A 17,827-nucleotide genomic window follows, 5' to 3' on the forward strand; every position below is an offset into this window, starting at 1 on the left:
GGCGTATCTGCGGTACCCGAGGTCGACACCATGGCAAGGAAGGTGGCTGATGTTCGCAGCGTTGCTCAATCAACTCTTTCATCGCAAGCCGCATCCGGATGCGTTCGCCAAGCAATTTCAGCAAGCGCTGCGCGTACAGGGGAATCGCGGCGAATTGGTCTACACCGACAAGATCAACGTACGTGCCCAAATGGAGAATATCGCCGCATGAGCAGCCATCCGCAGACCATCCAGATCTTTCTGCCTTCCGGGGATCCACAGGGTGTGCGTGTTGCCGAGATCACTACGCGCATTGTGCGGATGATTGAGGTACCACGCAGCCTCATGGCTGACTTTTTGGCGATGCCGGAGTCCGAGCAGGTGGGGGTGTATTTTCTGTTTGGCGAGGACGAGGCCAATGGTCGCGACCAGGCCTATATCGGACAGAGCGGCCTGCTTCGGCAGCGTTTGTCGGAACACAACGCCAAGAAGGACTTCTGGAACCGTGCTGTGGTCGCAGTTTCACTGACCCAGAGCCTGACAAATACACACGCGATCTATCTTGAGTGGTGCTCCATCCAGCAAGCCCAGGAGGCCGGGCGCTACCAATTGCACAACGGGACCGGCGGTGGCAGGCCGCATACGCCGGCGCCAATGGAAGCGGATTGCCGCGAAATCCACCAGACGTTGCGGGTGCTGTTGGCAACATTGGGTTACCCGATTTTCGAGCCGTTGCGAAAGCTGCAACCAACTGCCGCCGCTCAGAAGCTGCGTTATTACTGTCGTGGCCCGGAGACCGAAGGCCTGGGCGAGTACACAACCGAGGGAATGGTGGTCTTGAAGGGCTCTACCGGCCGTCTGGAGACTGTTGCCTCGGTTCCCGATCGCATGCTCGCCATGCGTCAGGAGCTGCAGCAGCAGGGAGTGCTGTCCATTCAAGGAGCGCAGATCCGATTCGAAAGCGACTATTTGTTTCGTTCTCCCAGCGCTGCATCCGGATTGCTGCTGGGGCGTTCGTCCAACGGCTGGGATGACTGGAAGGATGCTACCGGCCGTTCCTTGGACGTGATTGAACGACAGACGGTGCAGAACGGTGTGGACACCTTGACCGAATTACGTCTTGACGGCTTTGCTGACTAGCGCGTAGAGCCTTGTGTGCGTCTTGGGTAAACTCCCTGCATGATCCGAGTTGCCGTCCAACCTGAATTGCTTCGCTGGGCGCGCGAACGCGCGGGATTGGATGCGGTGGAGCTGGAAGGGCGTTTTCCGAAGCTACCGGAGTGGGAGGCGGGCGATGTGCAGCCAACATTACGCCAGCTTGAAAGCTACGCACGCGCAACGCATGCCCCGGTTGGCTATTTCTTCCTGCCGAGGCCTCCTGAGGAGCCCCTGCCAATTCCCGATTTCCGGACCATCGGGGATCGTGCCATTGCGCGGCCCAGCGCTGATCTGCTGGACACGCTATATGCCTGCCAAGCTAGGCAGGCGTGGTATCGCGATGAAGCGCTGGTGACCGGCCAGCGGCCATTGCCATTTGTCGGTAGCTTGGATATTTCCATTTCTCCAGATCGGGCTGCCGAACAACTGCGACAGGTGCTGGGTTTCAGTGTGCAGGCGCGACGTGAGTGCCCGAGTTGGACGGAGGCATTGCGGCTGTTCGTCGTTCAAGCCGATGCGCTTGGTGTGTTGGTCATGATCAGCGGCGTGGTGGGCAACAACAACACCCGCGTTTTGGATCCCGAGGAGTTCCGCGGATTTGCCTTGGCTGATGTGCTGGCGCCGCTGGTCTTCATCAACGGGGCCGACAGCAAGTCGGCGCAGATGTTCACGTTGGCTCATGAGCTGGCGCATCTTTGGCTGGGGCAGTCGGCGCTGAGCGACTCTGGCGTTGAGGCCGCAGGCCACGCGCAGCCCGGCACTGGCATCGAAGATTGGTGCAATAAGGTCGCAGCTGAGCTGCTGGTGCCGTTGCCTGTGTTCATCGCAGCATTGCGCGAGGATGAGGTGCTGGACGATGCGCTGCGAAGGCTAGCGCGTGAGTTCAAGGTCAGCACGCTGGTCGTGCTGCGTCGGATGCTGGATGCAGGCCGCCTAGGGCGTGATGCTTTCTGGCAGGCATTCCGTGCCGAGCAGGCGAGGTTGGCCGCCATCCAGGCTGCTAACAGTGGTGGTGGCGATTTTTATCGCACGACGACTGCACGTGTGGGGAAGCGGTTTGCCCGTTCGCTGGTGGCGAGTACGCTCGAAGGGCGCACCCTGTATCGCGATGCCTTCCAGATGCTGGGAATTGCCAAGACCGGAACATTCAACGAGCTTGGTCGCTCGCTTGGACTGCCAACCTGATGGCCTATCTGCTGGATGCAAATGTCTTCATCCAAGCCAAGAACCTGCAATACGGGTTTGATTTCTGCCCGGCGTTCTGGGACTGGCTGATAATGAAACATGTGGCTGGAAGTGTTTTTAGCATCCGCCAAGTTGGGGAAGAACTAGAGGCCGGTGAGGATGATCTGGCCGTATGGGCACAGGCACGTGGGGATGCTTTCTTCCTCCCGCCAGACACTGCGGTGCTGGCCGCCGCTGCACAAGTCAGCGCATGGGTCGCTGGCCAGCACTATGAACCTGTGGCGGTCAATACATTTCTGCAGGTTGCCGACTACTGGCTGGTGGCATTCGCGTTGGCTGCAGGCCACACCGTGGTGACACATGAAGTGCCAGCCAATTCGACAAGGAAGATCAAGATTCCCAATGTCTGTGTAGGACTTGGTGTGCGCTTTATCTCGCCTTATCAAATGCTGCGGCAAGAACGTGCGCGATTTGTGTTGGGGCCTCCGGCTGTGCCGCTGACGCCTGCGCCATTGATCTAAAAAATGCAAAAAATCTACGGGCGACTGGATGAGCGAACGTCTGTCTCGGGCCGGCCGGACGAATCATTTGTGCAAGAGGTGCTTGCACAATTGCCCTGGTACCACCAGCTGGCCAGGCCTAATAAGCTGCCCGCCCTAAACCCGCCGCTGGTATGGCGCCAAGGCCATCGAGCACAACTGGTCGCATACGTGCAGTGACATTGGCTTAGGTCTGCAAAGAAAACATTGAAGCGCCGGCGCTCGCTTGCGATGATGCGTTGCACTTGCAACGCACGAGGCTTGCCATGAAATCCGCATCTCTTCCATCGCTCCGGGTAGACCCGGCGCTGCGCGAAGCGGCCGAGGCCGTATTGCAGGAAGGTGAGACGCTTTCCAGCTTCGTCGAGCACTCCGTGCGTGCCCAGGTGCAGCAGCGCCAGCAGCGGGAAGCCTTCATTGCGCGCGGGCTGGCCTCGCGTGACAGCGCCAAGGCATCCAACCGGTACATCGACGCGAAGGATGTGCTGGCCGGGCTGCAGTCCCAACTGGACCAGGCGCGCAAGGGCTAAGCCAACGTGGGATTTTCCGTCCGCTTCACTCAAGAAGCGCACGACGATCTCGCGCGTCTTTACGACTGGCTGCTACAGCGTGCCGAAGGCGACTTCACCGCGGCCGAGCGCGCGCTGCAGACCATCCGCGATGGCGTCACCGTGCTTGAACTGTCCCCGTTGAGCTGCCGCAAGGCGGTGTTGGCGGATCCGTTTTTACGGGAGTTGGTGATCGGCTTCGGTGCCAGCGGCTACGTACTGCTGTTTGAGGTTGAAAGCGATCAGGTCGTCACCGTCTTGGCGGTCAGGCATCGGCGTGAAGCCGACTATCATTAGGCGGCGAGTCAATCGATAAGTGGCGTCTGTGCCTGGGGCGCGTCGCCAATTGCGGGAAGGTGGAGACACAGGGGATTGAATGGACAAGTCGTCGTTAACCGAGCGCGATATCTGCACGAAATTCATCATTCCTTCGATCGTTGCTGCCGGCTGGGATCTGGATCTCCAGGTGCGCGAAGAGGTCGCTTTTACCAAGGGGCGTGTCGTCGTTCGCGGCAAGCTGCACAGCCGAGGGTTGGCGCGTCGTGCCGACTTCGTGCTGTACCACCGCGTCAATCTTCCTTTGGCCGTGATCGAGGCAAAGGACAACAGGCATGCCGTTGGTTCCGGCATGCAACAGGCGCTGGGATATGCAGATGCGCTGGATGTTCCGTTTGTGTTCTCAAGCAATGGCGACGGATTCCTTTTCCACGATAGAACCGCAACCGGCGACAAGGTCGAATCCGAACTGACGTTGGATCAGTTTCCCTCGCCAGAGGAACTGTGGCGTCGCTATTGCCTCTGGAAGGGGCTTGGTGAGGACGCGCGACAGGTGGTCGAGTCCCCGTACTACGATGATGGCAGCAGTCGCTCGCCGCGCTACTACCAGATCAATGCGATCAATCGAACGATCGAAGCTGTGGCCAATTGTCAAAACCGCATCCTGCTGGTGATGGCCACCGGAACCGGCAAAACCTATACCGCTTTCCAGATCATCTGGCGGCTTTGGAAGTCGCGCCAGAAGAAGCGCATCCTGTTCCTGGCTGATCGCAACATCTTGGTCGATCAGACAAAAAACAACGATTTCAAGCCGTTCGGCGCGGCGATGACCAAGATCACCAAGCGCCAGATTGATACGTCCTACGAAATCTACCTGTCCCTGTACCAAGCGGTGACCGGCGTAGAGGACGTCAAGAACATCTACAAGCAGTTCTCTCGGGAATTCTTTGACCTTGTCGTCATCGATGAATGCCATCGTGGCAGCGCGGCTGAGGATTCTGCGTGGCGGGAGATCCTGGAGTATTTCTCTGGTGCCACGCATATCGGCCTGACCGCAACGCCAAAGGAGACCAAGGAAGTCTCCAGCAGTACTTACTTTGGAGAGCCCGTCTACAGCTACACGCTGAAACAGGGCATCGATGACGGCTTCCTGGCACCGTACAAAGTGGTGCGCATTGACTTCGATGTCGATCTGCAGGGCTGGCGGCCACCTAAAGGGATGCGCGACAAAAACGGCGAGTTGATCGAAGATCGTATCTACAACCTGCGGGATATGGATCGCCAGCTTGTGGTCGAAGCGCGGACGTATCTGGTCGCGCAGAAAGTCACCGAATTCCTCACTGCCACCGGTCCATTCCAGAAGACCATTGTTTTCTGTGACGACATCGATCATGCCGAGCGTATGCGCCAGGCTTTGGTGAATCTCAATCCGCAGCGTGTCGCGGAAAATCGCAAGTACGTCATGCGCATCACCGGCGATGACAACGAGGGAAAAGCCGAACTCGACAATTTCATTAATCCGGAAATGCGTTACCCCGTCATCGCGACCACCAGCAAGCTGATGACGACCGGCGTTGACGCGCAAACCTGCAAGCTCATCGTGCTGGATCAGCACATCAGGTCGATGACCGAGTTCAAGCAGATCATCGGTCGCGGGACGCGCATCAATGAGGACTACAGCAAGTACTGGTTCACCATCATGGATTTCAAGAAGGCGACCGAACTGTTCGCTGATCCATCATTCGATGGAGACCCGGAGGTGATCTACAACCCCTCGCCCAATGACAGTCCGGTACCGCCTGAGATCGGGGGCGGCGAGGGTGGCGACGGCGGTGTGGTCGGCGATCCTCCAGATGGCGGTGATGACGTCACCACCGGAGGTGAAGGTGGGCCGAAGCGCATCAAATACGTCATCGACAAACTGCCGGTATCGGTCGTGGCCGAGCGCGTCCTGTATTACGGATCCGATGGCAAGCTCATCACCGAGTCGCTGCGCGACTACACCCGCGAGCGCGTCCTGCGCCAGTTTGCGTCGCTCGATGACTTCCTGCGGCGCTGGAGCGATGCCCAGCAGAAGAAGGCCATCATCGATGAGCTGGCTACGCAGGGCGTGTTATGGGAAGAGCTGGCCGGCGAGGTCGAGAAGAAGCTCGGCCAGTCACTCGATCCGTTCGATCTGATCTGTCACGTGGCCTTCGATCAACCGCCGCTGTCGCGCAGGGAGCGAGCGGAGGGTGTGCGCAAGCGCAATTACTTTGCCAGGTATCAGGGCAAGGCGCGGCAGGTACTCGAAGGCTTGTTGGACAAGTACGCCGACACCGGGGTGGAGCACATCGAGGACATCAGGATCCTGCAGCTTGACCCGTTTCGGACCCTTGGAGCACCGGTCGAACTTGTGGCGGCCTTTGGCGGCAAGACGAATTACCACCGGGCCATCCTTGACCTGGAAAGCCAGCTATACAGCAGTGCGGACGTTGCCTGACCTGCGTTCCATAGTATTCTTGTCCTTTGTTTCAGGACGAGGGACGGGTCCCTTCCGTTACTCATGAAAAGTCAAGACATTCTGCTCTTGCTGAAGCTGGTCAGCCTTGAGCGCCAGCAATCTGTCCCTGTGGGCGGCGAGAAAGCAGCGCTCGGCATTCCCGATGACTGGCGCGGCTGGGCCATGTCGGCGGCTCAGGAGGATGGGGAGGCGAGCGGCTTGGCCGAAGACGCGTTCTCCGTGCGCGGCCTTGAGGAGTCCACCGGCATCAGCAAATCGGAAGTCAGTCAGGCGCTCCGGCGTTGCGCCGACGTGGGGCTGGTCCTGGCCGAGCGCGGCAGCGGCATCCCGCGCGCCAACACGCGCGCCCTGCTGGGCTTTGTGATGAATGGGCTGAAGTATGTGTTCCCGGCGCGCCCGGGCCCGATCGTCCGCGGCATTCCCACGGCACACGCAGCTCCCGTGCTGGTCGATCGCTTGTTGTCCGCAGGCGAACACATCTACGTCTGGGAGGACGGCTACGGCAGCGAGCAGGGCCAGCGCGTGGAGCCGCTCTACAAGAGCGTGCCGCGTGCCGTACGTCGCGATGCGGAGCTGTACGCCATGCTGGCGCTGGTGGACGCGATCCGGCTGGGGCGTGAGCGTGAGTCGGCGCTTGCCGGCAGTGTGCTGACCCAATACCTGCGGGAGGTGCCGTAATGGGCACGCCTGGAAACTGGGATATCCAGCAGCACATGCTGGCACGCGTGGCCGAAGCGCTTGGGCCGGATCTGCTGCCGGAAGTCGCCTTCGTTGGCGGCTGCACCACCGGTCTGCTGATGACAGACTCGGTAAGCCGGGAAGCTGTTCGCTTTACCGAAGACGTCGACTTGATCGTGCACGTCATGGGCTTGGGCAGTTGGTACCGCCTGCAGCAGGTGCTGGCCGGTAAGGGCTTTCGCACCTCGCCCAACGACGACGTCGTCTGCCGTACCCGCTTGCGCGATCAACATGCCAGCGAGCTGATCGTCGATTTCATGCCTGATGACGCTGCCGTCCTCGGATTCAGCAATCGCTGGTACGCCGATGCGCTGCGTGAGGCGTACGATCACGCACTGCCGACAGGTGTGACGATTCGCGTGGTCGCTCCAGCCTATTTTCTGGGCACCAAGCTGGAGGCCTACCGGGGGCGCGGCAACCGGGATCCACTGGCCAGCCGGGATGTCGAGGACATCCTCAATGTCGTGGATGGTCGCGCCAGCCTGTGCGATGAAGTTGCGCAGGCATCTGCGGCCTTGCAGGCGGATATCGCTGAGGGGATCGCCGAACTCCTGCGCCACCGCGACTTCACCTATGCCGTTCAGGCTACTTCCAACAACAACCGCCAGCGCGAGGAGTTGATCTTCACGCGGCTGGACGCACTTGCATCATTCAACAGGTAACACGATGTCGATCAGCAGCACCATCAAATCCATCCAGGACATCATGCGCAAGGACTCCGGCGTCGACGGAGACGCCCAGCGCATCGGCCAGCTGGTGTGGATGTTGTTCCTCAAGATTCTCGATGACCGTGAGCAGGAATGGGAGCTCATCCACGAGGACTACCGTTCGCCGTTGCCGCAGCGGCTGCGTTGGCGCAACTGGGCAGCCAATCCGGAAGGCATGACCGGTGGGGATCTCAAAGACTTCATCGACCTTGAGCTGTTTCCTAATCTACGCGACCTGACACCTCGCCACAGCAAGCCGCTGGGCTTCGTCGTGCGCGATGTGTTCCAGGACGCCTACAACTACATGAAGTCCGGGCAGCTGATCCGCCAGGTGCTCAACAAGATCCAGAGCGGTGTGGACTTCAACAAGGCGCAGGAGCGCCATGCGTTCGGCGACATGTACGAGCAGCTGCTGCGCGACCTGCAGAGCGCCGGCAACGCAGGCGAGTTCTACACACCGCGCCCGGTTACCGAGTTCATGGTGCGCATGGTCGACCCCAAGCTGCATGAAAAGGTCATGGACCCTGCCTGTGGCACCGGCGGCTTTCTCACCTGCGCCATCGAGCACAAGCGCCAGCGCTATGTGCGCACCGCCGAGGACGAGGCCATCCTGCAGGCCAGCATCTTCGGCGTGGAGAAGAAGCCGCTGCCGCACCTGCTGGCCACCACCAACATGGTGCTGCACGGCATCGAGGTGCCCGGCCAGATCAAGCACGACAACACCCTGGCGCGCCCGCTGATCAGCTGGGGGCCAGGCGAGCGGGTCGAGTGCATTGTCGCCAACCCGCCGTTTGGCGGCATGGAAGAAGACGGCATCGAAAGCAACTTTCCCGCCGCCTTCCGCACCCGCGAAACCGCCGACCTGTTCCTGGTGCTGATCATGCACCTGCTCAAGGACGGTGGCCGCGCGGCTGTGGTGCTGCCCGATGGCTTCCTCTTTGGTGAAGGCATCAAGAGCCGCATCAAGGAAAAGCTGCTCACCGAGTGCAACCTGCACACCGTTGTTCGCCTGCCCAATGGCGTGTTCAACCCCTACACCGGCATCAAGACCAACCTGCTGTTCTTCACCAAGGGCACGTCCACCAAGGACGTGTGGTTCTACGAGCACCAGTACCCGGCCGGATACAAGAGTTACTCCAAGACCAAGCCCATGCGCATCGAGGAGTTCGCCGTCGAGGAAGCCTGGTGGGGGAGCGAGGCCAATGGCTTTGCCGCACGGCAGGAAAACGAATTCGCCTGGAAGGTCAGCTTCGAAGAGCTGCAAAGCCGCAACTGGAACCTCGACAGCAAGAACCCGCATGTGGGCGAGCAGATCAGCCACGACCCGGACAGGCTGCTGCGCAACTACGCCGCCCTGCAAGGCGAGATTGGCGAGCTGCGCGGCCAGCTCAAGGCGGTGCTGGCCGAAGCGCTGGAGCGCCGAGTATGACGGCGCTGCTTACCGACAATCTGCCGCTGCTGGCAGGCGCGCCCAATGGCATCAAGAAGCTGCGCGAGCTGATTCTGGAACTGGCGGTGCGTGGCAAGCTGGTGCCGCAAGACCCAAGTGACGAGCCGGCCAGTGAGTTGCTTAAGCGGATTGCCGAGGAGAAGGCGCGGTTGGTGGCGGAGGGGAAGATTAAGAAACAAAAGCTGCTCGCTGATATAAACGCGGATGGGGTGCCGTTTGAAATTCCGGTGACCTGGGAGTGGGCTCGTCTTGGCGAAATCACCAACTTTGGTATTACTGTCAAAAAAGAAGAAATTCCAGAGGATGCCTGGGTACTCGATCTGGAGGATATCGAAAAAGACACATCAAAAATTTTGCAGAAATTTTTTCTTAAAGAGCGCAACTCACTCAGTGACAAGAACAGTTTTACTAAAGGCGATGTCCTCTATGGAAAACTACGCCCATATCTCAATAAGGTTCTGGTGGCTGACGAGGACGGATTCTGCACAACTGAGATTCTTCCTTTCAGATGCTACGGTCCTTTTGTAGCTCACTACTTCATGGGCGTGCTGAAAAGTCCGTACTTTCTCAGCTATGTGAATGCTCGGAGCTACGGTATGAAAATGCCTAGGCTAGGAACCGAAGACGGGAGGCAAGCCTTTTTCCCTCTTCCCCCGCTCGCAGAACAACACCGCATCGTCGCCAAAGTCGATGAGCTGATGGCCCTGTGCGACCGGCTGGACGCCCGGCAAGCCGATGCCGACAGCGCCCACGCCCAACTGGTGCAGGCGCTTCTGGACAGCCTGGCCCAGGCCCGCAATGCCGAGGATTTTGCGCAAAGCTGGCAGCGCCTGGCCGAGCACTTCCAAACGCTGTTCACCACCGAACCAAGCATCGACGCACTCAAGCAAACCCTGCTGCAACTGGCGGTGATGGGCAAACTGGTGCCGCAAGACTCCAGTGATGAACCGGCGAGCGAGTTGCTGAAGCGGATTGTGGAGGAAAAAGAGCGCCTCATCTTAGAAGAAGGTCTTAGAACGACAGCAAGCGAAGATGTTCCAGAAGCTGATTATTACTTCACGCTGCATGCCGGTTGGGCGTCCTGCCGGCTTGGCAACCTTGCTCGCTTCATTGACTACCGGGGCAGGACACCTACAAAAACATCATCTGGCATACCGCTCATTACTGCCAAAAATGTCCGGCCAGGATTCATAAGCAGAGAACCTCAAGAGTTCATTGCCGACACAGACTACTTGTCTTGGATGACAAGAGGCTTTCCACGGGTTGGAGACATGCTTTTCACAACCGAAGCCCCAATGGGGAACGTGGCGATAATTGATATCGCTGAGCGGTTTGCACTAGCTCAGCGCGTGATTTGCTTCCAACTACATGAGCTGGGCACTGGTCCATTCCTAAAGCTGACAATGATGTCTTCTGGTTTTCAGGCGCAGCTTTCAGATGCAGCCACAGGTATGACGGCCACTGGTATCAAATCCTCCCGCCTTAAAGAAATACCCGTCCCGATACCACCGTTAGCCGAACAACACCGCATCGTCGCCAAGGTCGATCAACTGATGGCGCTCTGCGACCAACTCAAAGCCCGCCTCGGCGAGGCCCGCCAAGTGCATGGGAATCTGGCTAATGCATTGATTGGCCAAGCCTTGAATAACGAGAAGAAATCCCGCGCCCAGGCTGTTGATTTCAGTGCTTATCTGATTTCCAAACTCGCGTCACAACGCACCTTTGGGCGTGTTGCACATATGAAGTTGCTGTTCTTGGCTGATTCCCATCTGGGCTTGGGCCTGATGGATGGATATCGTCGCCATGCTGCGGGTCCGCTCGATACGACGATTTATCGAGTGGAGGAGCGTGCTGCTCAAGAAGGGCTGTATTCGACCTCGATCGAGGTGCTCAAATCGGGGCAGGAAAAGGTCTCCTATCACATCGGGGCGAACATCAGTCGCTCTATCGAAACAGCGGCTTCCGCACTTGGCGCTGCTCAGAAGAAGTTGGATCGTCTTATCGCGCTATTTGAGGGGCGTAAGACGGACGATCTGGAGGCTGTCGCAACGCTATACGCGGTCTGGAACGACGCGCTTGCCGGGGGGCTTCATCCCAATGACGAGTGGTTGATCAGCGAGTTTCGCGGCAACTGGCATGAGGCGAAGGAGCGCTTCACGCCGGACATCTTAGGTAAGTGGCTTGGTTGGATGCGCGATAACGGACTTGTCCCGACGGGTAACAGTGCTGTGACGAAGTCACAGGCAGCTTTCTTGTTCAATTGAATCTGCGATGTGCTGGGCACGGGCTGATGGCAACGAGTCGGTTGAGCTCCGACGAGGAAACCTCGTTGCCGTTGGCTAGGTATGCGTTTCCCTGCTCGCAGCGGCGTTCGTTATCCATGCTTGACGTAGGAATTTTTCGGTAGCAGTCTTGCTGCACGGAGCCTCGAAACTCCGCAGACAGCGGTACCCACCTCCGACAAACCGGTGGGTTTTTTGTGCCTGCAACTTTTGTGGGTGCAACCGACGTGATGCTCTGCGTCGGGAGGGCGGCTAATACAACACCCGCAAGGGGAATACGCCCGCCGGCTGTCTGCGGTTTCGAGCCTCCCGACTTCCCGTCTGTCGCTTTGCGGCGGGCGGGCTGATTCCATGGAATGAGGAGCAGGCCATGTCGGACGTTGTACGAGATGCGCAGTCACACCCGGGCTACTACCTGCCAGAAGGCGCGCAATACCGCCTGCAGCAGCTGCGCGACCACATGCGATTTTTGGCGCGCTTGGCGCAGCCACGTACGCAGGCCGAAGAGCAGTTGCGGCAGCCAGCCATCCGCTTGGACGAACTGGCGTGCTGCCTGGAGCTGCTGGCCGAGCAGGTAACTCAGGCACTGGCACAGGTGCAGTGGCCCGCGCGCCTGGAGCCCGACGCTTCTGACAGCGAACGTGCTGACGCCGGGGAGGTCGCATGAGCCGGCCAGTGATGGCGTCGCCCCGTGCGCGCAGGCGGGCAGGGGATGACAAGCCGCTTGAGGCGTTTGCCTTCGGCATTACCGTGGAGCAAGTAGATGCGCTGGATCAGTTGCTGCTGACCATCGCCGCCCATGGCGATGTGATCGCTGCCGGCAACGCCGATCGGCTGGACCGCCGCACCTTGCCCGTGCTGGGCAGCGCCATCTTCGATGCGGCCGGCGCCATGCGCACCATTCTGGATCAGTTGGCGCTTCAGCGGCTTTGATGGGCCGCTGTGGCCATTGAGCGTTAGCGAAGGATGAATGCAGCCACAGGTCTTGCACTTTGGGTCGCGCAGAGATCCGGAAGCGGCTAAACATGGTCCATCAAGTGGCGCATTCCTACATTTTGCAGAAGCCGGTAGCACGCAACGTGCTCTCGTCAAAATGGCGTGGGCGAAAGGTCGCGCCGTCGTGTGATTCACTCGCTTCTATAGCCACTGTGATGGTAGCTAACCCGTTTTGGTAAACCGTGCTCGGCTCGAATAGAATTTTCCGATGGTTCGCCTGACTGAGAATATTTGTATTTTCCTAAGCCGACAGCACGCAACTCTTCCTTTCCGGTGGGAGTGTCTGGGTCACGTTCGTCTTCATCTGAGCCTTTCCACGTTCCAGCCATCATATGCTTTGCATGCACCAATTCGTGCCCCAACACTGAAACTTTGTCGATGGGACTGGAGGTCACCTTATCGGTTGGGTCCCCATCGTCGTCCAGTTCAATGCTCGTCTGACGGGCACTCCATGACACAACAACACTTGATCCCTGGTTTTTTTCGCCTCCCGGCTTCTTCAGAGCATATGAACGGCCGGCTTTCTCGCTAATATCTTTGAATCTGCTTAGCTCAGGATGAGCGTCTAATTGGTGCCGTGAGAGAACGGGCTCTGCACCTGGATTTTCGGGGGGAGCGATCTCATGAATAGTGACCTTGTGTCCTCTTTTTCCACTAAGCTGCTGTAGCTTGTCAAGTAACTGGTTGCCAGTTGTTCGAGAGTTGAGATGATCGAGATGCACATTCACTTCCGCATTAAACCGATCTTGGTCGCGGGGCGTATTGAACATGCTTTGTGAGTAGATCCCACTATAATTGGTTTGGATTGGCATAATGTATATAGTTATTATGTCAAGTGGATGTGGCTCGCACTATACCTTTGCCTATGCCTTGCTGCTATTTAAGTGCGCAAATCTATAAGCTGATGCGAAGCAGGCCAATAACCCCTGATTTAGTGAAGTTTCTATAAAATATACTCAGCATTGACAATGCAGGCCTCTCGCAAGTCGCGCTTGGCGACCTCGCCACAGCCTCGACACCTGAGGCAATCTTCATCAGGTGCCAGTGATTGATTTTTAGCATGGGCGACCGTTGCGAGAAAGCGAAATCCCAAGTTCGCCCGCAACGCCGCGCATTGTTCAGAGGTTCCCTAAAGATAGTCTAGGGCCATCAATCGTGCCGAATGCAGCTGCCGTAGGTGAGTGGTCGCAATTTTGCCGCTGGCGAAACAATATTCAGGGGGGGTAACGGTTCTTGGTTTGTAGCGCTGAGCATTGAATTTCCAAGTGTTTGACGCTGGCAGTGGAGTCAGATGCACTGAGGCGGTACCCTTCGTCCGGAAGTTGGCCGCGCCCGCACTTGCGGCGGACGCGGCCCTCATCATGTTTCCTTTAGCGGCTTCTAATGAGCTACTACCGCTATGAAGACATCCTTGCCAACTACTTCCCAAGACAGCGTGCCAAAGCCTCGAGAGCCCCAGTTCTCGCCCCAACTGTTCTCGATAATCAGCCCGCTTTGATTATAGCCAAGTGCTACGACGCCGTGCCCACCATCGACCGGACTGGTAGTGTCGTTGTCCACTTCGTTGGCGCCTAGGTCGTTAAAGCCTTGTCTGGTGTTGAAGCCGATCACCACCGGTGTTGATGCAGCTAGCGCTCGTTTTATCTGTTCGATCAGCGGGGCCTTTCCGTTCCCGCTACCCGAATAAATCACAGTGTATTTCTTGTACGGCGTTCGATGGTTTGCCGCACTGGCACGGTCGGCTGCGGTTGGTTTGTGCTTCCAGTCGTAGTTGCCCCAGGAATAATGCTGCTCCGTGTCGATTCCTTGTGAAAGCGCTGTATCCAGGTTCGCTTCAATGGTGCTACCTTCATCGACACCATTATTTACTTGGCTATAAAGATACATGGGGGCAAATCGTTTAACTGCCTGCTTCCCTGCGTTGGCGTACCAGCCGCCCAATGTGTGAGCCGTGGCCCAGGATCCGCAGGAATTGACTTGCCCCTGGTCACCGGGCTCAATGGCAAAGCCGCGCAGATCAACACTGGCGGGTAGGTCGCCGGCACCGGTGCTCGTGGTGCCAAAGATGGGGGTGACTGGCTGGACCATCAAAGACTGCTTGAGGCCTTTGCCATGGGTTTCAGCCTGTGCAAGGGACATGGTGGAGCACCCCATCAGTACAACGAGGCAAGTGGAAATCGAGCATAATTTTTTCATTGGTTTCTAGTTCGCTTAAGGAGTGAGTCGCACAGAGCAGCCGCGTGGGCATGCACCACGCAGTGTGAGTGACGGCGGTTTGGTTTTTGAAGAGGTGGAAAACTAGATCTTCGCGGCTCCCCAGCCGCAGCACAATATGATGCCCGCACGGGAGCCATGCTCACCGCAATGCGAAGAACTCTTCGCAATAAAGAACGTTTAGTCGAACTGGATTTTGCGAGACTTTATCTCTATTTTCAGGGCGGTTAACAACACCCAGGAAGAAGCCGTCAACAGATGATGGAGCAAGCAAGCAAGCAAGAGCAACGTCATGTGGAGATCGATGCGGCGTTCAAAGCGGATGCGCAGTTTGCCCAGGCCTGCGAACCAGGCATGGGTGCGCTCGACGACCCAGCGATGACGGCCCAACCGGTCGTTGCGCTCAATCCCCTTGCGTGCGATCCGCGCAATGATGCCGCGCTGCTTGAGGAAGGCGCGACAGCGGGCGATGTCGTAAGCCTTGTCGGCGTGCAATCTGCCTAGCCAACGTCGCGGACTCCCTGGTTTGCCGCCAATTGGCGGCAAGGCATCAATCAACTCCTCGAACACGACCGAGTCGTACCGATTGGTGCCAGTGAGGCGCACCGCCAATGGCACGCCGGGGCGGCCTTCGGCAATTTTTCCTAACGCGGACTCAAAGTGTAACTGCAATGATTTGCCCTTCATTTTTCAGAAGCAAGCGCCACTTTTGCCAATGCAGACATCAACAGCTTCGCCTTTTCTGGATGCTTGACTTCCTGTTCGCCCACCAGCTCCACAACGCTGCAGCTATCGGTGTGTATCGGCCTTGGCGTGAACAGCATGCCCGCCGCGCCGGGAACCGAGGCCAGCAGCGTCAACGGGTCGTACAAGTTGAGTTTGGTGACCTTCGGCCAGACCTGATCGAAGGCCATGGCTTGGTTTGCACCATCCTGTGGGCTGTTTGCCTGCGGTAGTGCGTCTGCGGTGAACGTGCGAAAGAACCACGCCTGATCCAGGCCCGGAAGCAGCCCTGCCTGAATTCCGTCCCACAAGCCGTTCAAGGCGTTTTTCTGCACGTCTTCGAGATACCTGCCCACCGAATGCCGACTCTTCGCCAGGCCTTCGTAGAACGAGGGCGACACCGCTGTCTTGTAGGCAGCTTCCTTGGTGACGATGCGCAACGGTATGCGCAGTTGCTGTGCCTTACGGTACAGGCCACGGGCCGCGTCCAGGTCTGTCGCATTGTTGTAGGCGCGTGCGTCGGGCTGCACATGGCCGTCAACATCCCTGGCCGGCTCGACGCCCCCCATGATGGCGATGCTTTTGACGCGCTCGCGCACAAGCGCCGGATGCGCATCGACCAGTGCATGGGCGTCGGTCATGCCGGCAATCACCACCATGCTCAGCCCCTGCGGTGCCTGCATCAGGCGCTCCTGCAGCGCTTGCAGACTGTTGTCGCAAATTTCGGTCGGTTTTGCGCGCAATGCGTCGCCTTCCGTCAGGAATTTGGAATGGTCCTTGGCCTGTTTCGTACTCATCGGGTAATCCTGCCCGCGTGAGACACGCACATCGGGTAAGTGCAGGCGGTTGAACACGCCCTTTGCAAGCCGGGCGCGCTCCTCGCGCACGCTGGCATCGCCCAAGGTCACCGCAACGTCGGTGAGGCGTACAAAGCCCGTTACCTGCAGTTGCTTGCCGATGGTGTAGGCGACCACATCGTCGGGGTCCTTGTTGGGGTCGGTAAACAGCACCGTGTCGCGCGGTGTCGCCGGGGTGTGGAAACTGAGCTCCCGCAGCACCGCTGCTTCGTCGGGCGTCAGGCACGTACTGCCTTCGGCCCCGAGTTCGGCAAGCATTCGGCGCTGTGTTGCCGTCAGCGCAGGCGCACTGAGTGACCGTTTGAGAATGGCAGCGCCTTGTGGTCTTTTCCGCGGCAATGCCTGCAGCGCCCCATCGCTGATCTGCGCGCAGGGCAGGTGTTGATCTGCCGACACGGTTGCAGTGCGCTCACCCGTAGACCCGGACGTTGCATGAGCGCCTGCAGGCACGTGCAGTGTGGGGCGATGCCTGATGGAATCCATCTGCTGTCCTCGCGTCGATGCTGGCCAATGAGGCGATCAGGATGGAGGCGGCTCCATTCTCTGGGATATCGATCGGCGAAGGGCGTTGCAACGACACGAAGCGCCGGTTGCCTGTTGCACTGCTTTGAGTGTGAAAGCGTGACCATCAGCATGGTGAGCGCGCGTTGCGATCTGTAGACACCCGCGGCCTCACGATGCCGTTGCCGTCTGCCTGACGATTGCCTTCTACGCCGCTGTCAGATGCTCCCTTCAGGCGAGTGGCCGCAGAGTCATGCAATTGCGTGGTGCTCACGCCGATATCTTGTAACTCTGCAAGGTGCAGATTTGTCTGTTTCGCCAGAAGCTTCGATCTTTCGGTTATTCGCTGTACGCACTGACGTCCGAATGGAACATTAGCGACTTGGACAACCTGGTGAAGAGGTGAAGCATGCGCCCGGTGAATTTGACATCAGCAACACGTAGAGGGGCAAGACACGATCAACAGGACATGCCAGCCGAGCGTGGCGTGGGCGCCTCCTCTGAGCGAACAGACCCCGATGAGAACACGCAATTGACGGAAAACCTAAGGCGGCCACCAGTGCGTGAGGCGCGTCTCAGAGAGCCAAACGTACCCATCGGCGTACAGATTGCAAACGTTGGAAGGCAGGTAGCGCATGCGGGCACGACACTGGCAGCTATCTCCACCATTCCCATTCCTACCGGCTTGAACGCATTATCGGCGCCTTTCGCGGCAGCTTACGGTTACGCGACAGATGATCCGTACTTGAAAAACTATGCAATGGTCGCCTGTCTCCCTGTTGTGGCGTCGTTGAGTGCATTGGGCGCTACATATTCAGTTGAACGCCTGGCGGCCTGGTATCTGCAAGCACAAGCGCAGGCATCTGTTACAAAGGCAGCCAGGGTGACCGAGCTAGGAACAACGGAAGCATGTCTGGATGCCGCCATCGAGATGGTCACCATGACTGACGCAGAGACTCCCACCCCTGAAATGAGCGAAGGTGAGCGGACTGCACTGGCCATGGATCTTCCGCACCTGGCAACGGCAGACCGTTCCCGATTGCCTCCTGAAATCTGGAGCGCTGCCAGTGGCGTCGGCGACGATGCCTATACATTGGTCAGTAACTTACTTGCGGCTGCGCGAATTCGCGCGTCTGCGGAAGCGTCTGCATCGTCTGCTGGCTGAGCGCTC

Annotated in this window: 17 protein-coding genes and 1 pseudogene; 14 read left to right on the forward strand and 4 right to left on the reverse strand. The window is 58.4% G+C overall.

Going from position 1 to position 17,827, the window contains the following annotated elements; all coding sequences use genetic code 11:
• Nucleotides 1-49: 49 nt before the first annotated feature.
• From NMB96_RS12080 to NMB96_RS12140, 13 genes are all read left to right on the forward strand, one after another.
• The gene (locus tag NMB96_RS12080) at nucleotides 50-211 is read left to right on the forward strand and encodes a hypothetical protein (RefSeq protein ID WP_023902983.1); all 162 of its coding nucleotides are present in this window, start codon (nucleotides 50-52) and stop codon (nucleotides 209-211) included.
• Nucleotides 208-1,119 carry a GIY-YIG nuclease family protein gene (locus tag NMB96_RS12085; protein ID WP_023902984.1) on the forward strand — a complete coding sequence of 304 codons (912 nt, stop codon included), beginning with the start codon at nucleotides 208-210 and terminating at the stop codon, nucleotides 1,117-1,119. The genes NMB96_RS12080 and NMB96_RS12085 overlap by 4 nt, the downstream gene beginning before the upstream one ends.
• Before the next feature lie 39 nt (nucleotides 1,120-1,158).
• Nucleotides 1,159-2,322, forward strand: coding sequence for an ImmA/IrrE family metallo-endopeptidase (locus tag NMB96_RS12090; protein ID WP_023902985.1), 1,164 nt, complete (start codon nucleotides 1,159-1,161; stop codon nucleotides 2,320-2,322).
• Nucleotides 2,322-2,843 carry a DUF4411 family protein gene (locus tag NMB96_RS12095; protein ID WP_255084936.1) on the forward strand — a complete coding sequence of 174 codons (522 nt, stop codon included), beginning with the start codon at nucleotides 2,322-2,324 and terminating at the stop codon, nucleotides 2,841-2,843. The genes NMB96_RS12090 and NMB96_RS12095 overlap by 1 nt, the downstream gene beginning before the upstream one ends.
• A 284-nt stretch (nucleotides 2,844-3,127) precedes the next feature.
• The gene (locus NMB96_RS12100; protein WP_255084937.1) at nucleotides 3,128-3,391 is read left to right on the forward strand and encodes a YlcI/YnfO family protein; all 264 of its coding nucleotides are present in this window, start codon (nucleotides 3,128-3,130) and stop codon (nucleotides 3,389-3,391) included.
• 6 nt (nucleotides 3,392-3,397) lie between these two features.
• Complete coding sequence (locus tag NMB96_RS12105; protein WP_255084938.1) at nucleotides 3,398-3,706, forward strand: type II toxin-antitoxin system RelE/ParE family toxin; 309 nt, start codon at nucleotides 3,398-3,400, stop codon at nucleotides 3,704-3,706.
• A gap of 79 nt (nucleotides 3,707-3,785) precedes the next feature.
• Nucleotides 3,786-6,167, forward strand: a complete 2,382-nt coding sequence (gene hsdR / locus NMB96_RS12110) for an EcoAI/FtnUII family type I restriction enzme subunit R (protein ID WP_255084939.1) — start codon at nucleotides 3,786-3,788, stop codon at nucleotides 6,165-6,167.
• Nucleotides 6,168-6,230: 63 nt separating this feature from the next.
• The gene (locus NMB96_RS12115) at nucleotides 6,231-6,866 is read left to right on the forward strand and encodes a helix-turn-helix domain-containing protein (protein ID WP_023902990.1); all 636 of its coding nucleotides are present in this window, start codon (nucleotides 6,231-6,233) and stop codon (nucleotides 6,864-6,866) included.
• Nucleotides 6,866-7,588, forward strand: coding sequence for a nucleotidyl transferase AbiEii/AbiGii toxin family protein (locus tag NMB96_RS12120; protein ID WP_023902991.1), 723 nt, complete (start codon nucleotides 6,866-6,868; stop codon nucleotides 7,586-7,588). The genes NMB96_RS12115 and NMB96_RS12120 overlap by 1 nt, the downstream gene beginning before the upstream one ends.
• Nucleotides 7,589-7,592: 4 nt before the next feature.
• Nucleotides 7,593-9,062 (forward strand): type I restriction-modification system subunit M, encoded by a 1,470-nt coding sequence (locus NMB96_RS12125; protein ID WP_255084940.1) that lies wholly within the window; start codon nucleotides 7,593-7,595, stop codon nucleotides 9,060-9,062.
• Nucleotides 9,059-11,347 (forward strand): restriction endonuclease subunit S, encoded by a 2,289-nt coding sequence (locus NMB96_RS12130; protein ID WP_023902993.1) that lies wholly within the window; start codon nucleotides 9,059-9,061, stop codon nucleotides 11,345-11,347. The genes NMB96_RS12125 and NMB96_RS12130 overlap by 4 nt, the downstream gene beginning before the upstream one ends.
• Nucleotides 11,348-11,735: 388 nt before the next feature.
• Nucleotides 11,736-12,032 (forward strand): XAC0095 family protein, encoded by a 297-nt coding sequence (locus tag NMB96_RS12135; RefSeq protein ID WP_023902994.1) that lies wholly within the window; start codon nucleotides 11,736-11,738, stop codon nucleotides 12,030-12,032.
• Nucleotides 12,029-12,298: a hypothetical protein gene (locus NMB96_RS12140; protein WP_023902995.1), complete on the forward strand. Its 270-nt coding sequence runs from the start codon at nucleotides 12,029-12,031 to the stop codon at nucleotides 12,296-12,298. The genes NMB96_RS12135 and NMB96_RS12140 overlap by 4 nt, the downstream gene beginning before the upstream one ends.
• Before the next feature lie 194 nt (nucleotides 12,299-12,492).
• Here the strand turns inward: NMB96_RS12140 and xopG are convergent, their stop codons facing one another.
• The 4 genes and pseudogenes from xopG to xopQ form a co-directional block, all read right to left on the reverse strand.
• Nucleotides 12,493-13,173, reverse strand: coding sequence for a XopG/HopH/AvrPtoH family type III secretion system effector (xopG, locus tag NMB96_RS12145; protein ID WP_084217840.1), 681 nt, complete (start codon nucleotides 13,171-13,173; stop codon nucleotides 12,493-12,495).
• Between the two features lie 568 nt (nucleotides 13,174-13,741).
• Nucleotides 13,742-14,515: a C1 family peptidase gene (locus NMB96_RS12150; protein WP_425520887.1), complete on the reverse strand. Its 774-nt coding sequence runs from the start codon at nucleotides 14,513-14,515 to the stop codon at nucleotides 13,742-13,744.
• A gap of 240 nt (nucleotides 14,516-14,755) precedes the next feature.
• A pseudogene (locus tag NMB96_RS12155) lies at nucleotides 14,756-15,202 on the reverse strand (transposase); the annotation flags it as partial.
• Nucleotides 15,203-15,258: 56 nt separating this feature from the next.
• Nucleotides 15,259-16,638, reverse strand: coding sequence for a type III secretion system effector XopQ (gene xopQ, locus NMB96_RS12160; protein ID WP_023902998.1), 1,380 nt, complete (start codon nucleotides 16,636-16,638; stop codon nucleotides 15,259-15,261).
• A gap of 487 nt (nucleotides 16,639-17,125) precedes the next feature.
• Between xopQ and xopAV the strand changes: the two genes are divergently transcribed.
• A complete protein-coding gene (gene xopAV / locus NMB96_RS12165; protein WP_152025508.1) occupies nucleotides 17,126-17,821 on the forward strand; it encodes a type III secretion system effector XopAV in 696 nt (231 codons plus the stop codon).
• Nucleotides 17,822-17,827 lie beyond the last annotated feature (6 nt).

Origin of the sequence: Xanthomonas hortorum (genome assembly GCF_024339125.1) — a bacterium.
GTDB classification, from domain to species: domain Bacteria; phylum Pseudomonadota; class Gammaproteobacteria; order Xanthomonadales; family Xanthomonadaceae; genus Xanthomonas; species Xanthomonas hortorum.